At 29.1% G+C, this 24,019-nt stretch carries 24 protein-coding genes and 1 riboswitch; of the genes, 20 read left to right on the plus strand and 4 right to left on the minus strand.

The window, feature by feature from the left end; all coding sequences use genetic code 11:
• The first annotated feature begins 117 nt into the window (after nucleotides 1-117).
• The 15 genes from hisD to Q3287_RS10995 all read left to right on the plus strand — a co-directional run bounded on the left by hisD (nucleotide 118) and on the right by Q3287_RS10995 (nucleotide 16,300).
• Entirely contained in the window at nucleotides 118-1,383 is a 1,266-nt protein-coding gene (gene hisD / locus Q3287_RS10925; protein ID WP_407964071.1) for a histidinol dehydrogenase, read from the plus strand.
• A 167-nt stretch (nucleotides 1,384-1,550) separates the two neighbouring features.
• On the plus strand, nucleotides 1,551-2,645 hold the full coding sequence (locus Q3287_RS10930; protein ID WP_407964072.1) for an ROK family protein: 1,095 nt from the start codon (nucleotides 1,551-1,553) through the stop codon (nucleotides 2,643-2,645).
• A gap of 1 nt (nucleotide 2,646) precedes the next feature.
• A complete protein-coding gene (locus Q3287_RS10935; protein ID WP_054270072.1) occupies nucleotides 2,647-3,597 on the plus strand; it encodes an N-acetylglucosamine kinase in 951 nt (316 codons plus the stop codon).
• Nucleotides 3,590-4,774 carry a hypothetical protein gene (locus Q3287_RS10940; protein WP_407964073.1) on the plus strand — a complete coding sequence of 395 codons (1,185 nt, stop codon included), beginning with the start codon at nucleotides 3,590-3,592 and terminating at the stop codon, nucleotides 4,772-4,774. The genes Q3287_RS10935 and Q3287_RS10940 overlap by 8 nt, the downstream gene beginning before the upstream one ends.
• Nucleotides 4,775-4,786: 12 nt before the next feature.
• Nucleotides 4,787-6,283, plus strand: coding sequence for a sugar ABC transporter ATP-binding protein (locus Q3287_RS10945; protein ID WP_407964074.1), 1,497 nt, complete (start codon nucleotides 4,787-4,789; stop codon nucleotides 6,281-6,283).
• Nucleotides 6,284-6,305: 22 nt separating this feature from the next.
• A complete protein-coding gene (locus Q3287_RS10950; protein ID WP_054270075.1) occupies nucleotides 6,306-7,256 on the plus strand; it encodes an ABC transporter permease in 951 nt (316 codons plus the stop codon).
• A gap of 21 nt (nucleotides 7,257-7,277) precedes the next feature.
• Nucleotides 7,278-8,240: a sugar ABC transporter substrate-binding protein gene (locus tag Q3287_RS10955; RefSeq protein WP_223195520.1), complete on the plus strand. Its 963-nt coding sequence runs from the start codon at nucleotides 7,278-7,280 to the stop codon at nucleotides 8,238-8,240.
• Nucleotides 8,241-8,602: 362 nt separating this feature from the next.
• Entirely contained in the window at nucleotides 8,603-9,235 is a 633-nt protein-coding gene (locus Q3287_RS10960; RefSeq protein ID WP_003420189.1) for a YitT family protein, read from the plus strand.
• 426 nt (nucleotides 9,236-9,661) lie between these two features.
• Complete coding sequence (gene kdpF, locus Q3287_RS10965) at nucleotides 9,662-9,739, plus strand: K(+)-transporting ATPase subunit F (protein ID WP_100852713.1); 78 nt, start codon at nucleotides 9,662-9,664, stop codon at nucleotides 9,737-9,739.
• Between the two features lie 46 nt (nucleotides 9,740-9,785).
• Nucleotides 9,786-11,462 (plus strand): potassium-transporting ATPase subunit KdpA, encoded by a 1,677-nt coding sequence (kdpA, locus tag Q3287_RS10970; protein ID WP_407964075.1) that lies wholly within the window; start codon nucleotides 9,786-9,788, stop codon nucleotides 11,460-11,462.
• 24 nt (nucleotides 11,463-11,486) lie between these two features.
• Nucleotides 11,487-13,544 carry a potassium-transporting ATPase subunit KdpB gene (gene kdpB, locus Q3287_RS10975; protein ID WP_054270078.1) on the plus strand — a complete coding sequence of 686 codons (2,058 nt, stop codon included), beginning with the start codon at nucleotides 11,487-11,489 and terminating at the stop codon, nucleotides 13,542-13,544.
• A gap of 18 nt (nucleotides 13,545-13,562) precedes the next feature.
• On the plus strand, nucleotides 13,563-14,189 hold the full coding sequence (locus Q3287_RS10980) for a K(+)-transporting ATPase subunit C (RefSeq protein ID WP_054276552.1): 627 nt from the start codon (nucleotides 13,563-13,565) through the stop codon (nucleotides 14,187-14,189).
• Nucleotides 14,190-14,426: 237 nt separating this feature from the next.
• A complete protein-coding gene (cysK, locus tag Q3287_RS10985) occupies nucleotides 14,427-15,335 on the plus strand; it encodes a cysteine synthase A (RefSeq protein ID WP_054270080.1) in 909 nt (302 codons plus the stop codon).
• A gap of 26 nt (nucleotides 15,336-15,361) precedes the next feature.
• A complete protein-coding gene (gene epsC / locus Q3287_RS10990; RefSeq protein WP_074179035.1) occupies nucleotides 15,362-15,952 on the plus strand; it encodes a serine O-acetyltransferase EpsC in 591 nt (196 codons plus the stop codon).
• Between the two features lie 159 nt (nucleotides 15,953-16,111).
• Entirely contained in the window at nucleotides 16,112-16,300 is a 189-nt protein-coding gene (locus Q3287_RS10995) for a ferredoxin (protein WP_021384372.1), read from the plus strand.
• Nucleotides 16,301-16,353: 53 nt separating this feature from the next.
• Here Q3287_RS10995 and Q3287_RS11000 read toward each other — a convergent pair whose 3' ends face one another.
• Both Q3287_RS11000 and Q3287_RS11005 read right to left on the minus strand, forming a co-directional pair.
• Entirely contained in the window at nucleotides 16,354-17,223 is an 870-nt protein-coding gene (locus tag Q3287_RS11000; RefSeq protein ID WP_054276554.1) for a methionyl aminopeptidase, read from the minus strand.
• Between the two features lie 197 nt (nucleotides 17,224-17,420).
• Nucleotides 17,421-18,665, minus strand: a complete 1,245-nt coding sequence (locus Q3287_RS11005) for an anthrax toxin lethal factor-related metalloendopeptidase (protein WP_407964076.1) — start codon at nucleotides 18,663-18,665, stop codon at nucleotides 17,421-17,423.
• A gap of 293 nt (nucleotides 18,666-18,958) precedes the next feature.
• On the opposite strand from Q3287_RS11005, the gene Q3287_RS11010 reads away from it, so the two are divergent.
• The 5 genes from Q3287_RS11010 to Q3287_RS11030 all read left to right on the plus strand — a co-directional run bounded on the left by Q3287_RS11010 (nucleotide 18,959) and on the right by Q3287_RS11030 (nucleotide 22,254).
• On the plus strand, nucleotides 18,959-19,270 hold the full coding sequence (locus tag Q3287_RS11010) for a GIY-YIG nuclease family protein (protein ID WP_407964077.1): 312 nt from the start codon (nucleotides 18,959-18,961) through the stop codon (nucleotides 19,268-19,270).
• An 86-nt stretch (nucleotides 19,271-19,356) separates the two neighbouring features.
• A riboswitch (TPP riboswitch) is annotated at nucleotides 19,357-19,449 on the plus strand.
• Nucleotides 19,450-19,550: 101 nt separating this feature from the next.
• Entirely contained in the window at nucleotides 19,551-20,345 is a 795-nt protein-coding gene (gene thiD, locus Q3287_RS11015) for a bifunctional hydroxymethylpyrimidine kinase/phosphomethylpyrimidine kinase (protein ID WP_054270084.1), read from the plus strand.
• A 23-nt stretch (nucleotides 20,346-20,368) separates the two neighbouring features.
• Nucleotides 20,369-21,160: a hydroxyethylthiazole kinase gene (thiM, locus tag Q3287_RS11020; protein WP_407964078.1), complete on the plus strand. Its 792-nt coding sequence runs from the start codon at nucleotides 20,369-20,371 to the stop codon at nucleotides 21,158-21,160.
• A gap of 21 nt (nucleotides 21,161-21,181) precedes the next feature.
• Entirely contained in the window at nucleotides 21,182-21,814 is a 633-nt protein-coding gene (gene thiE, locus Q3287_RS11025; RefSeq protein ID WP_407964079.1) for a thiamine phosphate synthase, read from the plus strand.
• 137 nt (nucleotides 21,815-21,951) lie between these two features.
• Complete coding sequence (locus Q3287_RS11030; RefSeq protein ID WP_054270087.1) at nucleotides 21,952-22,254, plus strand: PTS sugar transporter subunit IIB; 303 nt, start codon at nucleotides 21,952-21,954, stop codon at nucleotides 22,252-22,254.
• A gap of 56 nt (nucleotides 22,255-22,310) precedes the next feature.
• Here the strand turns inward: Q3287_RS11030 and Q3287_RS11035 are convergent, their stop codons facing one another.
• A complete protein-coding gene (locus Q3287_RS11035) occupies nucleotides 22,311-23,060 on the minus strand; it encodes an ABC transporter permease (protein ID WP_407964080.1) in 750 nt (249 codons plus the stop codon).
• Nucleotides 23,054-24,016 (minus strand): ABC transporter ATP-binding protein, encoded by a 963-nt coding sequence (locus Q3287_RS11040; RefSeq protein WP_054276561.1) that lies wholly within the window; start codon nucleotides 24,014-24,016, stop codon nucleotides 23,054-23,056. The genes Q3287_RS11035 and Q3287_RS11040 overlap by 7 nt, the downstream gene beginning before the upstream one ends.
• Nucleotides 24,017-24,019 lie beyond the last annotated feature (3 nt).

Here is a 24,019-nt window from a genome sequence, read left to right on the forward strand (position 1 = left end):
ATTGGTAAGACATATTTCAGTATGCAAGATTCTATGAAGCAGGAACCCTGTGACTTTAGTCATGGGAGGTTCAGGTATCTTAAATGAGAATAATATTGTAAAACTAGGAGGTAAAAAATGAAAAGCATCAAAACATCAAGTACAAAAGAAAAGATAGATGAAAAGGTTTTAAGAGAGCAAGTAAGTTCTATAATAGAAGATATAAGAAGAAATAAGGATGTTGCACTTAGAAAATACAATGATAAGTTTGATAAAAATACAAGATATGAATTTAGAATTACTAAAGAAGAGATAAAAGAAGCTTATAAACATGTAGATAATGAATTTATAAATAATCTGAAGATTGCTGCTGAAAATATAAGAGAATTTGCTAAAGCTCAAAAATCAAGTTTTGAAAATTCTTTTGAAAAAGAAATTTATCCAGGTGTAATCTTAGGTCAAACTAATATTCCAATAGAATCATGTCTTGCATATGTTCCAGGTGGGCAATATCCATTATTTTCAACAGCACTTATGCTTATAATACCTGCAAAAGTTGCAGGTGTAAAAAGAATAGTAGCATGTTCGCCAACTATGAAAAGTACTGAAGATATAAATCCTAAAACATTGGTAGCTATGGACATAGCAGGGGCTGATGAAATATATGCAACTGGAGGTGTCCAAGCTATAGCAGCATTTACATATGGTACAGAAAAGATTAATCCAGTTGACATAATTGTAGGACCAGGAAATAAATTTGTAACTGAAGCTAAAAGACAGTGTTATGGTCAAGTGGGAATTGATTTTGTAGCTGGTCCAAGTGAAGTTCTTATAATAGCTGATGAAACTTCAAATCCAGTTTATATTGCAGCTGATTTATTAGCACAATGTGAGCATGATTTAAATGCAAGAGGTATATTATTGACAAATAGCTTAGAAATAGCAAATGAAGTTGAGAAAAATATAAAAATTATGTTAGAAGATTTGCCAACAAAGGATATAGCATCTAGTTCATGGGAGAATAATGGAGAGATAATTTTAGTTGATGATATTGAGGAAGCCATTAAAATAAGTAATTTTTATGCACCAGAACATTTAGAAGTTGCAGTAGAGAAGTATGATGAGATTTGTGATAAATTAATTAACTATGGTTCTCTATTTATTGGAAATCTTTCTGCAGAAGTATTTGGTGACTATGTTTCAGGTACAAATCATACATTACCAACACTTAAAGCATCAAGATACACAGGTGGTGTTTGGGTTGGTACATTTATAAAAACTTGTACAAAGCAGATATTGAATGAAAAGGCTATAAAAGCGTTAGCTCCTGTTGCAGAAAAGTTAGCAAAAGAAGAGGGACTGTATGCTCATGCAAAGGCAGCTGAAGTTAGGTTTAAAAAATAGATTTTAAAAGACCTGTTTTTTAATTAGCTATTTCAATAGAAACGTCATTTCATAATAATTTTGGATTATATTGAAATGGCTTTTTTATTGAAAATTTATTGACAAACTTGTATTACAGATATTATACTAAACTTAATAAATAAAGTTTATAAAGTAAGGTGTTGTTTATGAAAAATATAGTTGGAAAGCCACAAACGATAAAAAAAGTAAATGAAGATTTAATAAAAAACATTATAAAAAATGAAGGTCCTATAACGAAGCCAGAAATTTCAAGTATTACTGAATTGAGTTTAGCTACAGTTAATAAAATTGTAGAACAATTAGCTTTAAAAAATGAGGTCAAAGTACGTGGATTAAGTGAGTCTACTGGAGGAAGAAGAGCACAATTATTTGAAATAAATGCAAATTTGGAACACATAATAGCTTTATATTATTATAGAAATAGCTGTATAGGAGTAGTTGCAAATTTATTAGGGGAGATAACTTATCAAGAGGAATTTGACATAAGAATGGATACCTATGAAAACGTTAACCAAGATACTTTTTTTGTTATAGATACTTTAATAGAAAAGGTAAGAGAAAACAGTATAAGAGCTATTGGGATTGGAGTTCCAGGAGTTGTAAAAAATGGTGTGGTTAAGAATATACCAACTATAAAAAGTTGGGAAGGTATAAACCTAGAGACTTTAATAAAGAGTAAATACAATACTAAAGTATTTATAGAAAATGATACAAATATTACTACTATTGGAATTTACCAAAAACAGTATAAAGATGAATATAAAAATATGGCTCTTATGTATTTAGAAGATGGTATTGGTTCAGGGATAGTTATAAATGGCGAGTTATATTTAGGTTCCACAAATTTTGCTGGAGAATTAAGTTATTTAAATATGGAGTTTAATAAGTATAATTATGAAAACTTAAATATTGAAGATTATATTTTAAGTTTAAGAAAAAGATATTTGGAGAGCAAGGATAATAATTTTAAAAAAGAAGTCTTATCAATAATATCAAATTTTGTAAGAACTCTTGTATGTGTCTTAAATCCACAAGCTATGATTATACAATGCAGTATATTAACTGAGGCTGATATGGAATTTATAGAGAAAGATGTAAGTAAGAGTGTGGGAGAAGAAAATTTCCCTAAATTAATAAAAGTAGAGTCACTGAGAGAAGGAAGTATAAATGGAGTAATTAGTATGTGTTTAAAAGAAACTGACTATCAATATTCCTTGTCTAATAAAAAAGGAGGATATTAATGTGAGATATTTGATTTCAATAGATGGAGGAGGAACAAAAACAAAATTTTGTGTAAGTGATTTAGATGGAAACATACTTAAAGAGTACACTACTGGTTCAACTAATTACAAGTCAGTTGGAATACAAAAAACATATGAAAATATTAATAATGGGTTTGAGAAAATATTAAAAGATTTGCATATTAATTATGATGATATTGAGTACACTGTATTTGGGATATCAGGATGTGATTCTCCTAATGATTATAAAATTATAATGGATGAAATATTAAAAATTGGACTTAATAAAGAAAAAATGTATCTAGTAAATGATGCAGTGTTAGCCTTTTATGCACAAACTGATACTCCTGGTTTAGTAATTGTAGCTGGGACAGGTTCGATTGTATTAGGAATTAGAGAAGATGGAGAAATATATAGAGTTGGTGGATGGGGATATAATTTTAGTGATTTGGGTTCTGGATATGATATAGGAAGAAAATTATTAAAGAAGGTCTTACTTTATTGTGATGAGTGTCATGAGTATAGTGATTTATTTAATTGTGTCTTATATTTCTTTAATGCAGATAGCTTTGAAAAACTTACATATATGATTACTGAAATAAATAACAATGTTGAAATAGCAAATTTAGCTTCATTAGTGATTGATTGCGCTGAACAAGGAGATAAATTAGCTATTGAAATATTAAGAGAGTCATCAATTGAATTATCTAAATTAGCTCAAGTAATATTAAGTAAAATCTATAATTCAATGAAAAAGGATAAAAATGAAATAAATATAGTCTTGTCTGGTGGAACATTAAACAGAACTATATATGCTCAAATGTTAATGAATAATTTAAAAGCAGAAAACATAGATAAAAAATTAAACTTTATACTTCAAGAAAATCAGCCTGTATATGGAGGTATAAGACTTGCTATGGCATTAGCTGATAGGAGGGTCAAACATGGATAGAAAAAAAGTGATAGTACAAATTTTTACAGGTGGATTTAAAAATAAAGAAATAAAATTTAATGATATAAAATGTAAGCTATTAGAATTGATGGAATATATTGATGTAGAAAAGGTTATCATGGGTTGGAATGTAGATAAAGAGTTATATATAAAAACTAAAAAATTGTTAAATAAATATAGTGTTGAATTATATCTTTGGTTACCATGCTTTTCGGAAATAGGATTGCTTGAAAAAAGTAATTTACTAATTGATTATACTGGAAAAGAAGTTAAGGGATATACTTTACAAGAAGATGAGAACTTTGAATTTTATTGTCCAAATAATAAGGAAAATATAGAAAATGTAAAGAAAATATATAGTACTTATTTTAGTGAAATTGAATTTGATGGAATTTTTCTAGATAAGATAAGGTATGGTTCTTTTTCGAATAAGTTAAATGGTGTTTTTAATTGTTTTTGTAAAGATTGTTTAAATATATATGAAAAAAATAATATAGATAAAAAGTCATTAATAATAGAAATGAATAATGTATCTAATAAAGTGATAAGTAATAAAGATACTCCATTTGGCATAACAGAATACATTAATGGAAAATACAAATTTAAAAATAAAATATGGGAAAATTTTTTCGAAATAAAAAATCAAAGTATATACAATGCATTAGTAGATATAAGTAGTTATTTTAAAGATAAAGGATTGAAAATAGGCATAGATACTTTTTCTCCCTTTATTTCTTACTTTACAGGTCAAGATTTAGAAAGGCTACAAGAGGTAGCTGATTTTATAAAACCAATGATGTATAGAATTACAAAAGCTCCAGCAGGTTTACCATTTGAATTTGAAAAACTTATTGATGAATCTGTACAGGAAAATAAAGAGATTGTAAAACAAAAATTCTTAGATATTTTAGGGATTACAGAGTATGAAGGGGATGTATATCCCATAAAATTTGTACTAGAAGAAATAAATTTTATGACAAAAAATCTTACTAAAGATATATATGTAGGCATTGAAATTAATAAAAAAGAAATTATAGCTCCTGTTACACCTAAATATATAAGTGAAAATATTTTAAATATAAATAAGACAGCAGTAAAAGGATATGTTTTATCTTGGGACTTGTTATCAGCACCAAAAGAAAATATTGATGAAATTATAAAATGGTTTAGGAATTAGTGGGGTGATATAGTGAGTAAAATATTAGAAATGCAACAAATATTTAAAAGTTTTGGAAAAGTAGATGTTTTAAATGGTATAGATTTCGAATTAGAAAAGGGAGAAGTAAGAGCTCTTTTGGGAGCTAATGGTGCAGGAAAATCTACACTTATTAAAATTTTAGGAGGAGTTCATGCTCAAACTAGAGGTAAAGTAATCCTAAAGGGTAAAGAAATTATGTTTAAAAATCCACATCATTCTAAAGAAAATGGTATTAGTATAATTTATCAAGAATTAAGTTTAATACCAACACTTACAGTTATAGAAAACGTTTTTCTTGGTAGGGAAACTTTAAAGGGAATTGTGTTTTTAAATAAGAAAGATATGCTAGAAGAATATATGAAGATTTGTGAAGATTTTGATTTTAATATAGACCCACATATAGTAGTGTCCAATCTGAGCGTAGCAAATCAACAAATGGTTGAGATAATGAAAGCAGTTTCATGTAATTCTGAAATTATCATAATGGATGAGCCAACAACATCACTTACTAATAATGAAAAAGAAGGACTGTTTAAAATAATAAACAGATTAAAATCTAAAGGTAAAACTATAGTTTATATTTCTCATATATTAGAGGAAGTGTTTAAGGTATGTGATAGTACAAGTATAATGAAAAATGGAGTTATGATTGGAACTTATGATGTAAAAGATTTAAATAAATTAAAAATAACTCAACTTATGACAGGTGATGATAATCACAAACTTATTGAGAAAAAGGATTATACATTTGCAAAGTATGAAGAACCCCCAGTACTAGAAGTTGAGAATATAAGTTGGTCTAATAAAATAAAAGATGTTTCATTTAAAGTTTATAGAGGTGAAGTTGTAGGTCTTGCAGGTCTTGTAGGTTCAAGAAGAACTGAAATAATAAATTTGATATTTGGGATAGAGAATAAAGATAGTGGAGATATATTTATTAATGGTAAAAAAGTAGATATAACATCTCCTAAAATTGCTATAAAGAATAAAATAGGATTGATTCCTGAAGATAGAAAAAATCTGGGGTTAATTTTAGAGCAGGCTATATATACTAATTCAGCATCAGTACAAATTGACAAATTTAAGAAACTATTGTTTATAGATAGAAATAGAGAAATTGAATTTTCTAAAAAAGGAGTTAAAGAACTAGGAATAAAAATTAGTGATGTAAAACAAGAGGTAAAGGAACTTAGTGGTGGAAACCAACAAAAAGTAGTAGTTTCTAAATGGCTGGACAAAGATTTAGATTTAATAATATATGATGAACCGACAAAAGGAATAGATATTGCTGCGAAAGAAGATATTTTTAATACAATAAAGGAATTTTCAAGTAAAGGAATAGGAGTAATATTTATATCTTCTGATTTAGAAGAAGTAATAAGAGTAAGTGATAGAATTTTAGTAACTAGAGAAGGTTCTATTGTAGATGATTTAAAAAATGAAAATATAAAGGTTCAAGACATAATGAACAGTATATTTAATGTATAAAAAATGAAAATGGAGGACTGAGATGAAAAAGGCTTTTGAGAAATTGAATTTAAGAGATTATGGAGTATTGCTAGGTTTTTTGGCTTTATGTATAGCCATAAGCATTGCAACTCCATCATTTTTAGGTAAGCAAAATATACTTAATCTTTTACGACAATCTTCTATAATTGGAATAATTTCAGCAGGTATGACTTTTGTTATAATATCTGGCAACTTTGATATATCAGTTGGAGCAGTAGCAGCTCTTGCAGGTGCTATAACAATGAAATTTGCAACTGGTGGAACTAACTTGCTTGTATCTATGTTTTTAGGTATAGCAATTTGTGCAGTAATAGGATTAATCAATGGGATAGTAGTTGCCAAGATAAATGTACCATCGTTAATAGCCACTATGGCTATGGTCACTATTGTAAGAGGATTACTATTGATGCTTACAGGAGGATATCCAATTACTGAAAATATACCAATACTTGATTACATTGGAAATGGATACTTGTTTAATATACCAATACCAGTAGTAATTTTCTTTATAGTAGTGTTAGTTTCATTTATTGTACTTAATAAAACTAAGTTTGGTAGATATGTTTATTCTGTAGGGGGAAATCAAGAAGCAAGTAAACTTAATGGTATAAATGTAGATTCTCATAAAATAAAAGTATTTATTATTAATGCTATACTTGCAGGGATAGCTGGTATTGTACTAACTGGAAGACTTGGGACTGCAACTGCAATTGCAGGTGAAGGGTATGATATGGATGCAATTGCATCTGTAGTAATAGGAGGTACATCAGTAGCAGGAGGCTCTGGCTCTGTACTTAAAACTGTTATAGGTGTGTTACTTATGAGTGTTATAAACAACAGTTTTAACCTTCTTGGAATAGATGTATATTTCCAATACATATTTAAAGGATTAATAATTTTAGCAGCAGTTGGATTTGATTCTTATAGCAAGAAGAAGCTTGCTTCAAGATAAAAAATAAGGAGGGATTTTTTTATGAAAAAATTAATGAAACATTTAGCATTGTTGCTATCACTTGTTATGATATTTGGTTTGGTTGGTTGTTCAAATGGTGGTGACAAAGAAAAAAATGGAGAAAAGAAAATAGCAGTATTACTACCAGGTTCAACGGGTTACTTTGTAGCAACTAAACAAGGTATAGATGCAAAATCTAAAGAATTAGGTGTAAATGTAGAATATGCAGATGCTCAATGGGATGCTAGTAAACAATTGTCACAAGCTGAAGATTTTATGGCTAAAGGTGTAGATATGATTGCATTGTGTGGAGTTGATTCTGCTGTGAGCGAGAGAATAGTTAAAGCTGCTAATGATTCAGAGGTTCCTATAATAGCATTTACAAATTCTATAGGAAGTAACCCAACAGGAGAATTTAAAGGTTTAGTTACATATATAGGACAAAATGAGGAAGAGACAGGAGCTTTAACAGGTAAAATTGCTAAAAACTTGTTAGGAGAAGCTGGTGGAAAAGCTGTGTTAATAGAAGGTGTTCCAGGGACTACTCCACAAGTATTAAGAAAAAAAGGTCTTGAAAAAGAATTAAAAGATAGCAATATACAAATAATTTATAATCAAACTTCAAATTGGGAAAAAGAACAAGCTTTAAAAGTAACAGAAGACTTAATTCAAAAGAAAACTGATTTTAATGTTATAATATGCCAAGACGATAACTCTGCTACAGGAGCAGGACAAGCCTTAAAGGATGCTGGTCTTAAAGATAAAGTTAAAGTTATAGGTTTGGGTGGAAGTAAAGATGGATTAAAAGCTATAACTGATGGATTAATAGATGGAACAACATATATGTCTGCAGTGGAAGAAGGAGCATTAGTTGTAGAAAAAGCATCTAAGATTTTAAAAGGTGAAAAAGTAGAACCTGTTACACAAATTAAGCAAGTTGAAGTTAACAAGGATAACATTTCAGAATTTAAAGGTGAGTGGTAAAAGATAGTAAATAAAATTTGTAGAGTTACTTTATATAGTTTCTAAAGTAACTCTTTTTTTGTGGACTTAGTTATAGATTGTTGGATAGTATTTCTAAACAAATAAAAAATTAATATAAACAAAGACTTAATTATACTAAATTATAAGTCAAATTAATATAAACTTTTGTAAAAAAGGAAAACGTCTGAGGTGTTGGAATGACTGTGTTATATACATAGGTTGAAAAAAACATGAAAAAACATAAAAAAATTGTTGAAAAAAACATAAAAATTTTGTATAATTAAAGATTCGAAAAGTGCGGTATACAAAGCCATTTCTTTTGTATATAATATATATAAATTAAGAAAAAGGAAGGGATATGTATGGCCAGGCGGTTATTTTTAGAAAGGATTGGACTTATATTTTTAGGTTCAGCAATATTGGCATTTGGAGTTTACAATTTTTATTATTTAAACAACATAACAGAAGGTGGAGTGTTAGGTATTTTACTACTGCTAAAAAATTTATTCAATATACAGCCAGCAATAGCAAATGTTGTAATAGATGGTTTACTACTTTTAGTAGGATATAAATTTTTCGGTAAAAAATTCCTTATATATTCAATAGTAGCTTCTATAACTTTTTCAGTGTTATATGATTTATTTGAAGCTATAGGACCTCTGGTACCACAATCACAAAATATGCTTTTATCAACTATTTTGGCAGGTGTAACTGTTGGAACTGGTGTAGGTATAGTAGTAAAAGCAGGTTGTGCATCAGGAGGAGACGATGCTTTAGCATTAGTAATTTCTAAGACTACATCTTTGAACATAGGGCAAGTTTATTTAGCAACAGATGTTATTGTATTGTTGTTATCATTATTTTATCTATCAGCATTTGATATATTTTATTCGTTAATTGCTGTTACAATTAGTGGTAAAGTAATTGATTTTATTTATTATCATGGCAAAAGTTTAGATATGGATATAAGTAATGACATAGTTCCAGAATGTTAATATAAATTAAATAACATTAGCTTTTATTAAAGATGGCAAATTTGCCATCTTTTTTTGCGTTTATATATTTGTAGTAGGTATTTCTTAATCGAGATTTTTATAAATTTAGGATAAGAAATTGTATTGAAATTGCTAGGAATACGGTTGCTAGATGTATATTTTAAAAACTCAATTTTATATTTATGAAATACTAATCAGTAACAGATGTTTCTTAATCCTATCTTTATACCTAAAATGATAAGATAAATGAAGTAGCAATACAAAGCTAAAATTTGTAAAAGAAATTAAAGTAAATGGAGGAGTTAAAATGTTGGATATAGTTATGATAGCATTGTTACTCATAGGATTTATTTCCATGAAGTTGCTTGCTGATTGGTGTGGGAAACAAACAGAAAAAAAATAATGTAATGTATGGAGGGATTACCTATGTGGTTTCTGGCAGTTGTAATTATAATGTTAATAATATATTTGGTGTATGCGCTTATTAATCCTGAAAAATTTTAAATAGTATAAGGCTAATAAGTAAGCTGAATTGGGGGGAACAATTTTTATGGTGCAGATAGTAATAGTGTTAGCGATTTTTATGATTTTAGTAATACCTATGGGCAAGTATTTATACCATATAGCTACTAATCAAAAAACATTTGGAGATAGACTATTTGATAAAGTAGACAATTGTATATATAAGGTATGTAGTATAGATAAGAAAAAAGAAATGAACTGGAAACAGTATGCCTTAGCTTTAGTATTTACAAATGCAGCTATGGTATTTATAGGATATATCATACTTAGAACTCAAAGTATGCATATCTTTAATCCAAGTGGAATTAAAGGTATGGAACAAGGTTTATCATTTAATACAATAATAAGTTTTATGACAAATACAAACCTTCAACATTATTCAGGTGAATCAGGTCTTTCATATTTTAGTCAGATGACAGTAATAATATACATGATGTTTACATCAGCAGCAACAGGATATTCAGCAGCTATGGCATTTGTAAGAGGTCTGGTTGGCAAAAAGAAAACATTGGGAAATTTTTATGTAGATTTAATTAGAATAACAACAAGAGTACTTTTACCAGGAGCTTTAATTGTTGGAATTATATTAGTTACACAAGGAGTACCACAAACTTTTGCTGGAACAGAAACAGTGACTACTATAGAAGGAAAGCTTCAAGATATAGCTAGAGGGCCTGTAGCAGCTCTTGAATCAATCAAACATTTAGGAACAAATGGTGGTGGATTCTTTGGTTCAAATTCATCACACCCATTTGAAAATCCAACTATTATATCAAATATAGTAGAAATGTTGTCTATGATGATATTACCAGGAGCTTGTGTTGTTGCATTTGGGCATATGATAAAGAATAAAAAACAAGGTTGGGTTGTGTTTGGTGCAATGTCAATCATATTTTTAATAGGTCTAGTAGTTTGTTTTAAAGCAGAGAGTGCAGGAAATCCTATTTTATCACAATTAGGACTTAGTCAAAGTATGGGAAGTATGGAAGGTAAGGAAGTTAGATTTGGTATAGCACAGTCTGCATTATTTACAACAGTAACTACTTCGTTTACAACAGGTACAGTTAATAATATGCATGATACCTTAACTCCTTTAGGAGGTTTAGTACCACTTTTGAATATGATGTTAAATGTCGTGTTTGGTGGTAAAGGTGTAGGTCTTATGAATATGTTGATGTACGCTATAATAGCAGTATTTTTATGTGGATTGATGGTAGGAAGAACTCCAGAATTTTTGACTAAGAAAATAGAAGGAAAAGAAATGAAGCTTATTGCTTTACTTATTATATTACATCCACTTTTGATACTTATGTTTTCTGGTCTTTCAGTTGCATTACCAGCAGGGCTTGAAGGAATTTCAAATCCTGGATTCCATGGATTATCACAAGTATTATATGAATTTGCATCTTCAGCAGCTAATAATGGTTCAGGATTTGAAGGTCTAGGAGATAATACTATGTTTTGGAATATAACAACAGGCATAGTTATGTTCTTTGGAAGATATGTATCTATTATAATACTACTTGCGATATCAAGTTTATTGGCATCTAAAAAAGCTGTAAGTGAAAGTATAGGAACACTTAGAACAGATAATTTCACATTTACAATAATTTTAGTACTGGTTGTTTTAATTGTTGGTGCTTTAACATTTTTCCCAGCCTTAGCGCTTGGACCTATTTCAGAGCATCTAGTGTTATGGCACTAAAAAATTGGGAGGGAGTAAAGTTTTATGGAAACTAAAAAAACAAAGTTTATTACAAAAGATATATTCAAAACTTCCATTATAGAAGCTTTTAAAAAGTTAAATCCTAAATATATGATGAAAAATCCAGTTATGTTTGTTGTAGAGATTGGATTTATAGTAACATTGATACTTACAATAATACCTAGCTTGTTTGGTGATGAAGGTAATAATTTAAGAGCATATAATGGGATTGTGACAATAATATTATTTATAACAGTTCTTTTTGCGAATTTTGCTGAAGCTGTAGCTGAAGGTAGAGGAAAAGCCCAAGCAGATACATTGAAGAAAACTAGAAAAGACACAGTAGCAAGGGTTTTCGATAAGCTAGGAAATGAAAAAATGATAAGTGCAAGTGAATTAAAACTTGGCGATATTGTTTTGGTAAATGCAGGAGAAGTTATTCCAAATGATGGAGAAGTTATAGAAGGAATAGCTTCTGTGGATGAATCAGCAATAACTGGAGAATCCGCACCTGTTATGAGGGAATCTGGTGGAGATTTTGCTTCTGTTACAGGAGGTACTACAGTTGTAAGTGACTGGTTAAAAATAAAAATAACAACAAAACCAGGAGAATCGTTCTTAGATAAAATGATAGCTCTTGTGGAAGGTGCTTCAAGACAAAAAACACCAAATGAGATTGCCTTAAATACCTTGTTAGTAGGCTTAACACTTATATTTATGGTTGTTTTAATCTCTCTTTATCCAATGGCAAATTATGCAGGTGTAAAGATTCCAATTTCTACTATGGTAGCACTTTTGGTTTGCTTAATACCAACTACTATAGGAGGCCTATTGTCAGCCATTGGTATTGCAGGTATGGATAGAGTAACTAGATTCAATGTAATTGCAATGTCAGGAAAAGCAGTAGAAGCTTGTGGTGATGTTGATACTATGATTTTAGATAAGACAGGTACCATTACTTATGGAAATAGACTTGCGTCAGAATTTATAGCAGTTGGAAATGCAGATTCAAAAGATTTAATAAATTATTCTGTTATGTGTTCATTAAAAGATGATACACCAGAAGGAAAGTCTATAGTTGATTTAGGTGTGAAGTTAGGTTCAACAGGTAAAACAAAAGAGGCAGCTGAAGCTGAATTCATAGAGTTTTCTGCACAGACTAGAATGAGTGGAATTAATTTAGCTGATGGTAGAGCTATAAGAAAAGGTGCTTATGATAGTATAATAAAACGAGTAAAAGAATCTGGTGGGGTAGTACCAGAAGATTTAGAAGAAAATGTAAACAGAGTGGCTAAATTAGGAGGAACACCTTTAGTAGTGTGTGTGGATAATGAGATATATGGGATTATCTACTTAAAGGATACTGTAAAATCAGGGCTTGTAGAAAGGTTTGCTAGACTTCGTGAGATAGGAATAAAGACAATAATGTGCACAGGGGATAATCCCTTGACAGCAGCTACAATTGCAAGAGAAGCTGGAGTAGATGGATTTATTGCAGAATGTAAACCAGAAGATAAAATAGATGCTATAAAGAAAGAACAATTAGAAGGTAAAATAGTAGCTATGACAGGTGATGGAACAAATGATGCTCCTGCACTTGCTCAGGCGGATGTAGGTCTTGCTATGAACAGTGGTACAACATCTGCAAAAGAAGCAGCAAATATGGTAGATTTAGATTCAGACCCAACTAAGATATTAGAAGTTGTTGAAATAGGAAAACAACTTTTGATAACTCGTGGAGCTTTGACAACTTTTAGTATAGCAAATGATGTTGCAAAATATTTTGCAATTATACCAGCTATATTTACTCTTGCGATACCTCAGATGGAGATATTAAATATAATGAAACTTTCTACATCATTTAGTGCGATATTATCAGCTTTAATATTTAATGCTATAATAATCCCTTGTTTAATACCTCTTGCAATGAAAGGTGTAAAATATAGACCTATGAAGTCACAAGCTATGTTAATGAGAAACATGATTATATTTGGTCTTGGTGGGGTTATAGTACCATTTTTAGGAATAAAATTAATTGATTTATTAATTACACCTTTAGTAATGGTTCTTAATTTAGGTTAATAAATGGAGGATATAAAAATGAAAACATTAAAACCAGCATTGCTTGTAAGTCTTGTATTGTTAGTTGTTTGTGGACTTGTATATCCACTTGCTTTAACAGGTGTAAGTCAAGTTGCATTTAGAGATAAAGCTAATGGAAGTATGATAGAAGTAAATGGTGTAAAAGTAGGTTCAGAACTTATTGGTCAAAACTTTACAGATGCAAGGTTCTTTAAGGGAAGAGTATCATCAATAAACTATAATACTTATACAAAAGAAGATTTAATACCAGATAAAGATGGAAATACATCTTATGGAGGTGTTTCATCAGGTTCTTTTAACTATGGAGCAACAAATCCAGAACTTCATGATAGAGTACAAAAAGATATAGAAAAATTTTTAAAGGATAATCCAACTATTAAAAAAGAGGATATACCAACAGACTTGCTTACAGCATCAGGTTCAGGACTTGACCCTAATGTAAGTCCAGCTTCTGCAAAAGTTCAGATACCTGCTGTAGCAAAAGCATCAGGAATATCAGAGAGTAAATTGCAAAAAATTGTAGATGATAATACTTCTAAAAAACTTTTTGGAGTATTAGGTGAAGATAGGGTAAATGTGTTAAAGGTTAATGTAGAGATTGCAAAGATATTAGGTCTTATATAGTATTTTGTAGAGGTTCTATAGCAAAGTACTGCGTATGGCTTAGTTTAAAGCTTTATATTTAAAAGGTGAAAATCGATAATGATTTTCACTTTTTTTGTTTGAACATTACTAATATTTGGAATAAAACGATTGTAAGTATAAAATCCAAAAAAAGGTTGCATTATCAAAATGATAATACTATAATATATTTATCGTTATCAATTTGATAATAGATTTAGACATATAGGAGGAAGTAGTATGTTATATAATAACGCATTAGAGTTGATAGGAAACACACCTGTAGTAAGGTTGAACAATTTAGGATGTACTAACGGGTGTTCTAACATATATGTAAAATTAGAAAAAGTAAATCCAGCAGGAAGTATAAAAGATAGAGCAGTGTATGAAATGCTAGAAGGATTAGAGAAAAGAGGAGAATTAAAAAAAGGAGATGTATTAGTAGAAGCAACTAGTGGAAACACTGGTATTGCATTATCTATGATAGGAAAATTAAAAGGATATGAAGTAGTAATAGTAATGCCTGAGACTATGAGTGTTGAGAGACGAGATTTGATGAAGGCTTATGGAGCAAACTTGGTACTTACAGATGGAAAAGCTGGTATGGCAGGTTCCATAGAAAAAGCAAATGAGCTTTTAAGAGAAAATCCAAACTATAAGAGTTTAAAGCAATTTGAAAATAAAGATAATCCAAACGCACATTATAAAACAACGGCAGTTGAAATTATGAATGATGTTAAAGATTTAGATATATTTGTATGTGGAGTTGGAACTGGGGGCACTTTAATAGGAACTGCGAGATATTTAAAGGAGCAAAATCCAAATATAAAAATAATCGCGCTTGAACCAAAAAAATCTCCAGCTATATCAGAAAACAAAACTGGACCTCATAAAATACAAGGAATAGGAGCTAATTTTGTTCCTGAAAATTATGATTCCAGTGTAGTTGATGAAGTAATATTAGTAGATGATGAAGATGCATTTGACACAGTTAAATTACTTGCAGCAAAAGAGGGGATTCTGGTAGGTATATCTTCTGGAGCTAATATATTTGGTGCTATGGAAATGGCGAAAAAATATCCAGATAAAAAGATAGTAACAGTAGCTCCAGATGGAGTAGATAAGTATATGTCCATGGGACTATTTTAAAAATTTTATTTGAGGGAGTGAATACTTTGTTTAAGAAAATAAATAAAGATATTGAATATATAATGAAAAATGACCCAGCAGCTAGATCTAAAGTAGAAGTCTTTTTACTTTATCCATCAGTACATGCAATGATAATGCATAGGATGGCTCATGCTCTTTACAAGAAAAAGATGCTTTTTACAGCAAGATTAATATCTCAGATATCCAGATTTATGACTGGTATAGAAATACATCCTGGAGCTAAAATGGGAGAAGGTATATTAATAGACCATGGAATGGGTGTTGTAATTGGAGAAACAGCAGAAGTAGGTAACAGAGTAACAATATATCAAGGAGCTACTTTAGGAGGCACAGGAAAGGATACTGGAAAGAGACATCCAACTGTTGGTGATGATGTATTGATTGGAGCTGGAACAAAAATACTAGGACCTTTAAATGTTGGTTCTAATTCAAAAATTGGTGCAAATTCAGTTGTTGTCAAGGATGTACCTAATGGAGCAACCGTTGTTGGAATACCTGCAAAAATAGTAAAAATAAGAAATTTAGAACCTGTAAAAAAGAATAAAAAAGAAGTGTCCTATGAGTATGATGAGTTAGATAATGTGTATTATATATAGATTTGATATGACTATAAAATAAATTTTATGAAAATTATTTTAAAAGGTATTTTTTTCAAATCTGAGGACATAATAAAAAAGAACTAAATGTTAAAGTTTTGGTTCATAAATCTTTGACAAATAAGATTTTAAATTTGTAGCGTTTAGGAGGATTTTATTATGAAAGCAGATGTTAATCAAGATACTTGTATAGGTTGTGGATTATGTCCATCAATATGTCCAGAAGTATTTGATATGAATGATGATGGTAAATCACATGTTATAGTTGATGAAATACCAAGTGATGCTGAAGAATCAGCAAAAGAAGCTAGAGAAAGCTGTCCAGTTGATGCAATAGATGTGCATTAATAAAATAAATGCCTATAAAAATTGAATTTTCGATTTTTATAGGCATTTTTCTTTTATTGGGTTAAAATTTCAAATCCTGTTTCTGTAATTAAAACCATACATTCCCATTGAGCAGATAATTTACCATCTTCTGTATAGATAGTCCAATTATTTTCTTCATCAACAAAAATTTCATGAGTACCCTCATTTACCATTGGCTCTATTGTAAATATCATTCCAGGAACTAATAACATTTCAGTTCCTTTTTTAGATACATAACTTACAAATGGGTCTTCATGGAAGCTTAATCCAACTCCATGACCACCAATTTCTCTGACAACAGAGTATCCATTTTCTTGAGCATAGGAGTTAATAGCATCACCTATATCACCTAAGAATCCCCATGGTTTAGTAGCCTCAAGACCTTTTTGAACACATTCTTTAGTGACCTCTACTAATTTTCTTGCATTTTCTTTAACATTTCCTATCATAAACATTCTTGAAGCATCTGAGTAGTATCCATTAAAAATAGTAGAAACATCTACATTGATAATATCTCCATCTTTTAAAATAATATCTTTACTAGGAATACCATGACAAACTTCATTGTTTATAGATGTACATACACTCTTAGGAAATCCATTATAGTCTAAAGGAGCAGGAATAGCTCCATTTTGTAGTGTAAAGTCGTGAACTAATTTATTTATATCTTCTGTAGACATTCCAATTTCAATTTTATCTGAAATATAATCTAAAATTTTTGTATTTATTACTGCACTTTTTTTTATTTCTTCAATTTGCGTTGGATTTTTTATAATGTCATGGGTTGGCACAATATGACCTAACCTTGCAAATGAATCTATTTTATTATCCATATCCATATGGCATTTTTTATATTTTTTAGTACTTCCACACCAACAACTATCATTTCTATTCAACTTCATAGCTCTTCATCCTTTTTCTATTATTTATTTAAATTATGGGTCACATAAACTATTTTAAAACATAGCCACCATAAATATTATAACATAAATAATAAAAATCTTTTAATGATAGTACTTTATTAAAAATATAAATTGTATCATTGTGTCATTATTGATAAAGAGAATATAGTTAAATGTATTATTGGAAGTTAGAGTATTTAATATTCTAATTCAAGCTGTTCAAGAAAATCATATGTTAAAGGACAATTTTCTTTTAAAGTATTTCTTGAAACATCATCGAGATAGTAGTGTACAAATGATTCTGCAAAAAATTCTTCTATAAACTTACTAATGTAGGCATGTGCAACTTGTTTTGGGTCGTAAAGTTTATATCTTTCTTGAGCAAATATTTCCATAAATTCCTCTGAACTCGATTTTTTGTTTAAAACATTTTTATCTATAGCATGTGCAGTCTCATGTAGTTCTAAATTTTTAGCTGAATGTACATTTGCATAACTAGGATTACTGTAGCCTATTTTAACTACTATAGAATTGTTTCTATATATGCCAGGCACATCTTTCCAAGTTTTACCTGATTTTACCCAGCATGGTGGTAATTGATGCTTTAAATCTTTAAATTCTGGCTCATCAGTTAAGTTTGAATTTATCAATTTTATTTTTATATCCTTTTCTTTAAGTGTTTGCAAATACTTAATATTTATATTTGCAAGCCTATTTTTCATATTTTCGACTTCATCTTTATCATAGTCTAAATCGTTTGGAAGTATAAGCATTTGTTCAATTATGCCTAGGTTATTTTCTTTTATATCTTTATCTTTTTCACCAAATTCAGATTGAAGAGTATCATTTTCATATATAGTTATGTTTGTACTGTTTTCTATAGTATAAGAGTGGATATTTTCTAAATCTAAAATATTCATTTGATGTAAAATATTTTTTGTTTCACCACTCCAAAATACTAAAGAAAGTGAATTAAAGTCAATCAAAGGATTTTCTTTTAGTTTTGTCTCATGACTTATATCAACATCAAATACATATTCAATACAGTCTTCTATACTAAGAACATCTGTATTCTTTTTAATGTATAAATATGCTTGTTTTAATTCTATATAAATGTCATCTAAAGATTCGTCATAAAATTCTGATAAATTTTTTCTGAAGAGTTCTTCACTTAAAAGTTCATTTTTATCAGTTATACTTTCGATTAAAGTGTTAATTTCTTTTATCATATAAGAGATACTTATTTTTCTATTTGCTTTTTCATTAGATACATTGCATGGCGCAAGAGCAATGCAATAAAAATCTTTTTCTTTTTTGTAAAAGGCTTTAAGTGATTTTGACAAAAGTGTAAAATCTACACCTATCTGTAGATTAACTTTAATTAATTCCTTTTGAGTTAATTTAGTATTATTGCTTTTAGCTATAATTAAATTGTTTTCCATAATCATTGCCCCCTTTTTATTAGGGTATCATAATTTTTTTATATGTGTCAATTTATTTTTTTGAAAATTATAATTTTTTTGAAAATTTTATTTTTTATAATTTGTGAATTTTTTGTTACAAAAATAAATACGTTATTATTATGTCAAAATTTAGCGTTAGACTTATATAGAATAGATTTTATACACATGTATTAGATAAAATTAGTCCTAAGAAGATTGCATATGCAAAATACATACCATTTCATCAATTTTATAATATAATGTTTATATATTTAATAAGGATGTGATTTGAAATGTATTTTACATATATTATAAGATGTAAAGATGACTCTCTATATACTGGATATACCAGTAATATAATCAGAAGAATGAATGAACATAGGTCGGGAATTAATTCAAAATATACAAGAGCAAAAGGATTTAAAAAACTAGAAGTTTATTTTGTAACCAACACGAAAAGTAATGCAATGAAATTGGAATGTTATATAAAGAAATTAACTAGAAATAAAAAATTATATATAATAAAAAATCCAGAAACGTTTATAGATTCAATTGATAATAAAGATGCTTATCTTGTTGGAAAAGAAATAGAACAATTAATGTAAACATTAATATTATAATAAGTGTATATTATGTAAAAACTTGACAATAAATACTATTGTACTATAATGAAGTTATAAATAGAATAAATTAAAGTAGCTAGGGGAGCCAAGAGCTGAGAGGTATACCGACCCTTACACCTGATCTGGATAATACCAGCGTAGGAAAGCTTAGTATAAAACTTAAGTGTATATTATTTACTATATATGCGATTTATAAGCTATACCTATTGTAGGTATAGCTTTTTTAATTAAGTTATTTAAATTAAACTTTAGGAGGGAATAAATGAGTAATTATAAAATACCAACACTTACAATAGCTGGGTCAGATTCATCTGGAGGAGCTGGAATTCAAGCTGATTTGAAGACTTTTAGTGCAATTGGTACTTATGGTATGAGTGTAATAACAGCTATAACAGCACAAAACACTCAAGGGGTTCTTGCAGTAGAAGATTTAAGTAAGGACATAATAAAAAAACAGATAGAGGCAGTATTTGAAGATATACCTCCAAAAGCTGTAAAAATAGGAATGGTTTCAAGTCCTGAGATTATACTTGAAATAGTTGAAAATATAAAGAAATACAATCCAAAATATTTGGTAGTAGACCCAGTAATGATATCTAAAAGTGGATATTATTTATTAAAGCCAGAAGCAAAAGAAAATTTAATTAAATACTTGATGCCACTTGCATACATAATTACACCAAACATCCCAGAGGCAGAAGAAATCACAGGAATAAAAATAAATAATATAGATGATATGAATAGAGTAGGAAAAGAAATACTAAAGCTTGGTCCTAAGTTTGTCCTTATGAAAGGAGGACATTTAGATGGAGAAGCAGTTGATATTTTAGTTGGTAAAAATATGTTTAAAGTTTATAAAAGTGAAAGAATTGATAAAAAAAATACACATGGAACAGGATGTACATTATCTTCTGCAATAACCTCTTATTTAGCTTTAGGTTATGAAATAACAGAAGCAGTAAATTTAGGCAAAATCTATATAACAGAGGCAATAAAAAATAGTTTTGATATAGGTCATGGAGTAGGACCAGTGCATCATTTTTATAAATTTGAATAATAAAAAATTGTTGGAGGTAGACTATGTATAATTTAATTGAAGATGTAAAAGAATCAAATCCACTGGTAATTCATTACACTAATAATGTAACCATAAATGATTGTGCTAATGTAACCTTAGCCATAGGAGCAAGTCCTCTTATGAGTTTTTCATATGAAGAAGTAGAAGAAATGGTGAGTATAGCGAACTCTGTAGTAATAAATATAGGAACAATGAATTCAAATATGTTAGATTTATTTTTATTAGCAGGAAAAGCGGCAAATAAGTACAATAAACCTGTTATATTAGACCCAGTTGGAGTATTTGCAAGTAAAGCTAGGGCAGAACTTACAAGCAAACTCTTGAATGAAGTCAAATTTAATGTAGTTAAGGGTAATATGGCGGAAATAAAGTTTATAGGTGGTTTTGATGTAAGGGGAAAAGGTGTAGATTCATTTGATGAGGAAGACGATTCTACTGATATAATAAGAAAAGTTTCTGAAAAACTTGAATGTATCGTAGTAGCAACTGGAAAAATAGATATAATAACAAATGGTAAAGATACATATAAAATAAACAATGGAGCTGATAAATTAAAAGGCATTACAGGAACTGGATGTATGACTGCTAGTTTAATTGCAAGTTTTATGGCTGTTACTGAGCATACATTAGAAGCAGCTACAATGGGTGTTCTTACGATGTCTTTAAGTGGAGAGTTGGCAAATTTAGACAATCCACCAATAGGAACATTTAAAGAAAATCTTATGAATACTATTTATAAAATGAATATAGATACTTTAAGCAAAAATTCTAATATTGAATTTTTAAACGAATAAGGCTTTAAGAGGAGAATTAAAATGATAGATAAAGAAAACTTAAAAAAAGACTTAAAATTATATTTAGTAACTGATTCTGAAATGCTTGAAGGTAGAGATTTCTATAAGTGTATTGAAGATGCAATAGCTTCTGGAATCACAACCGTACAACTTAGAGAAAAAAATGCTCCTGGGAGAGAGTTTTTGAAAAAAGCTATGAAACTTAGAGAAATAACTAAAAGATATGGAGTTAAGTTTATAATAAATGATAGAGTTGACATAGCACTTATCTGTGATGCAGATGGAGTACATGTAGGTCAAAGTGATATTGATGCGAGAGAAGTTAGAAAGCTTATAGGAGATGGTAAGATACTAGGAGTATCAGCAAGAACTTTAGAAGAAGCTATATGTGCAAAAAATGATGGAGCGGATTATTTAGGTATAGGGTCTATATTTACAACATCTACTAAATTGGATGCAAAATCCGCTTCATTTGAAACTGTCAAAGAAATTAAAGAAAAGGTAGATATACCATTTGTACTAATTGGAGGCATAAAACTAGACAATGTAGATAAACTTAAGAGCTTAGATAGTGATGGATATGCTATAATATCTGCAATATTAAAGGCTAAGGATATATCTAAAGAAGTGGAAAAGTGGACATTAAAAATATAAAATTAGTTCTAATAGTGTAAAAAATGGAAAAATTTGATATAATTTAAGAGTGAAATTTAAAAAGTTATAAATGATAAACTTTTCTACATATACTTTTTAATCAAGATATATGTAGATTTGATTAAAAGGAGTTATGAATGATTAGGATATTGTTAGTATGTGTTGGAGGTATGTCTTCTACTCTATTGGTAAATAAAATGGAGAAAGATGCAAAAAAAAGAAATATAGATTGTAGAATATGGGCAATTGGAGAAGGAGATATAAAATCAGAACTTGATAATTTTGATATTTTACTTCTTGGACCACAGCTTAGATTTATGTTTGATGATGTAAAATCTATAGTAGGAGATAGAGCTCCAGTATCTGTAATAGATATGGTGAACTATGGAACTTGTAATGGACACGCTGTGTTAAATTCAGTTTTAGAAATATTAAAATAAAGCATCTAAAGTGAACTCTACATAATAGAGTTCACTTTTTATTATAGATTAGTAAATTAACTTACCATTTCCTTTTTTAGCCTCCACATAGCAAGTGAGAAACTTGCACAGCATAATATTAAGAATAGTAGAATAACAGGTAATATATCTCCAATAAGAATAGTCTCACCAAATATTAAACTACGTAAAGCATTAATAATATGAGTAAATGGATTGAGCATAACGGCTATTTTTAATCCTCCAGATAAGTTTTCTATAGGGAAAAGAGCTGAGCTTAAAAAGAAAATAGGAAGTACAATTGCAGTCATAATTGTTTCATAAATTATTTCATTTGGTAACAATAGACTTATAGAATATGCTAGACTTGATAAAAAAAATGCAGTCATAAATATTAGTACTATCATAAGCATAATTCCTCCAATACCAGATTCTATCTTTACTGAGAAGAATATACTTACTACACATAAAATAGTCACTTCTAAGAAAGAAACTAAGATAGCTTCTAGTAATTGACCAAAAACAATGGAATATCTACTAATCGGTGCAATCAAAACCCTATAGAAACTTCCACTGTTCTTCATTATGAAGTTGATGATACCACTACTACTACATGAGGAAAATACAACTAGTATAATAATACCTGGTAGTATAAAAGCGGTATAATTACTAATATTCATATTATTCATAGTTTGATTTGCAATAGAACTATAAAGTACAAGCCAAAGAAAAGGTTGTAATATAGTAACTATAAATGATATTGGATTTTTAAAACGCCATTTCATACTACGCCATAAGATATTTAACATTCCCATTCCTCCTTTAAGCCTTTTTTAGAACTTGTTAATGCTAAAAAAACATCTTCAAGACTTGGTTCTACAATTTCTATTGCATCAAATTTTATGTCATGTTCTAAAAGCCACTTATTTATTGAAGTAAAAGCAACTCTACTATCCTGTACACTTATAAAAATAGAATTTTCTCTTATACTCATAAACTTGACCAATCCAGTATTTTTAATTTCATCTTTATATTTTTTTATATCTTTTATATCATGAAAAACTATACGCAGTATATTTTGTCTAATGTAACTACGTAAACTGGATGGCGTTCCATGTGCCAAATCTTTTCCATTTTTCATAATACAAATGCTATCACTCAATTGTTCAGCTTCTTCAAGATAATGAGTAGTTAGAAATATAGTTGTGCCATATTCATCTCTAATTTTTAATAACATATCCCACATAGCTTTTCTTGAATCTACATCCATACCAACAGTTGGTTCATCCAGAAATAGAATTTTAGGAGATGATACCATATTCATAGCTATATCTAATCTACGCTTTACTCCACCAGAATATGATGAAGTGGGATATTTTAAGTAGTTAGATAACTCAAATTTATCAATTAAAGATTCTATTCTTTGTTTTGCAATTTGTGGTTCTACTTTATACATCTTGCTTTGAAATACCATATTTTCCATAAGAGACAGGTGTTCATCAATAGAGACTTGCTGTGCTACACAAGCAATTTGAGTACGTATCCAAGAAGGATTATCTACTAAATCTTTTCCAAAGACTGTTACATTTCCAGATGTAGGTTTATAAAAGGTGGTCAAAATGTTGATAAGAGAAGATTTACCAGCTCCATTAGGACCAAGTAAAGAAAAAATCTCTCCAGCATTTACATTAAAACTTAGACCATTTAAAGCTTTTACACCATTTTTATACTCTTTTACTAAATTGTCTATTTTAATCGCTAGCATATG

Origin of the sequence: Clostridioides sp. GD02404, assembly GCF_045898275.1 — a bacterium.
Lineage (GTDB): Bacteria > Bacillota > Clostridia > Peptostreptococcales > Peptostreptococcaceae > Clostridioides > Clostridioides difficile_A.

Bases quoted from the DNA above. Each gene is read 5' to 3' on its own strand.
- hisD (WP_407964071.1), top strand. From the start codon at position 118: ATGAAAAGCATCAAAACATCAAGTACAAAAGAAAAGATAGATGAAAAG.
- Q3287_RS10930 (WP_407964072.1), top strand. From the start codon at position 1,551: ATGAAAAATATAGTTGGAAAGCCACAAACGATAAAAAAAGTAAATGAA.
- Q3287_RS10940 (WP_407964073.1), top strand. From the start codon at position 3,590: ATGGATAGAAAAAAAGTGATAGTACAAATTTTTACAGGTGGATTTAAA.
- Q3287_RS10950 (WP_054270075.1), top strand. From the start codon at position 6,306: ATGAAAAAGGCTTTTGAGAAATTGAATTTAAGAGATTATGGAGTATTG.
- Q3287_RS10955 (WP_223195520.1), top strand. From the start codon at position 7,278: ATGAAAAAATTAATGAAACATTTAGCATTGTTGCTATCACTTGTTATG.
- Q3287_RS10960 (WP_003420189.1), top strand. From the start codon at position 8,603: ATGGCCAGGCGGTTATTTTTAGAAAGGATTGGACTTATATTTTTAGGT.
- kdpF (WP_100852713.1), top strand. From the start codon at position 9,662: ATGTGGTTTCTGGCAGTTGTAATTATAATGTTAATAATATATTTGGTG.
- kdpA (WP_407964075.1), top strand. From the start codon at position 9,786: ATGGTGCAGATAGTAATAGTGTTAGCGATTTTTATGATTTTAGTAATA.
- kdpB (WP_054270078.1), top strand. From the start codon at position 11,487: ATGGAAACTAAAAAAACAAAGTTTATTACAAAAGATATATTCAAAACT.
- Q3287_RS10980 (WP_054276552.1), top strand. From the start codon at position 13,563: ATGAAAACATTAAAACCAGCATTGCTTGTAAGTCTTGTATTGTTAGTT.
- cysK (WP_054270080.1), top strand. From the start codon at position 14,427: ATGTTATATAATAACGCATTAGAGTTGATAGGAAACACACCTGTAGTA.
- Q3287_RS10995 (WP_021384372.1), top strand. From the start codon at position 16,112: ATGAAAGCAGATGTTAATCAAGATACTTGTATAGGTTGTGGATTATGT.
- Q3287_RS11000 (WP_054276554.1), bottom strand. From the start codon at position 17,223: ATGAAGTTGAATAGAAATGATAGTTGTTGGTGTGGAAGTACTAAAAAA.
- Q3287_RS11005 (WP_407964076.1), bottom strand. From the start codon at position 18,665: ATGGAAAACAATTTAATTATAGCTAAAAGCAATAATACTAAATTAACT.
- Q3287_RS11010 (WP_407964077.1), top strand. From the start codon at position 18,959: ATGTATTTTACATATATTATAAGATGTAAAGATGACTCTCTATATACT.
- thiD (WP_054270084.1), top strand. From the start codon at position 19,551: ATGAGTAATTATAAAATACCAACACTTACAATAGCTGGGTCAGATTCA.
- thiM (WP_407964078.1), top strand. From the start codon at position 20,369: ATGTATAATTTAATTGAAGATGTAAAAGAATCAAATCCACTGGTAATT.
- thiE (WP_407964079.1), top strand. From the start codon at position 21,182: ATGATAGATAAAGAAAACTTAAAAAAAGACTTAAAATTATATTTAGTA.
- Q3287_RS11030 (WP_054270087.1), top strand. From the start codon at position 21,952: ATGATTAGGATATTGTTAGTATGTGTTGGAGGTATGTCTTCTACTCTA.
- Q3287_RS11035 (WP_407964080.1), bottom strand. From the start codon at position 23,060: ATGTTAAATATCTTATGGCGTAGTATGAAATGGCGTTTTAAAAATCCA.
- Q3287_RS11040 (WP_054276561.1), bottom strand. From the start codon at position 24,016: ATGCTAGCGATTAAAATAGACAATTTAGTAAAAGAGTATAAAAATGGT.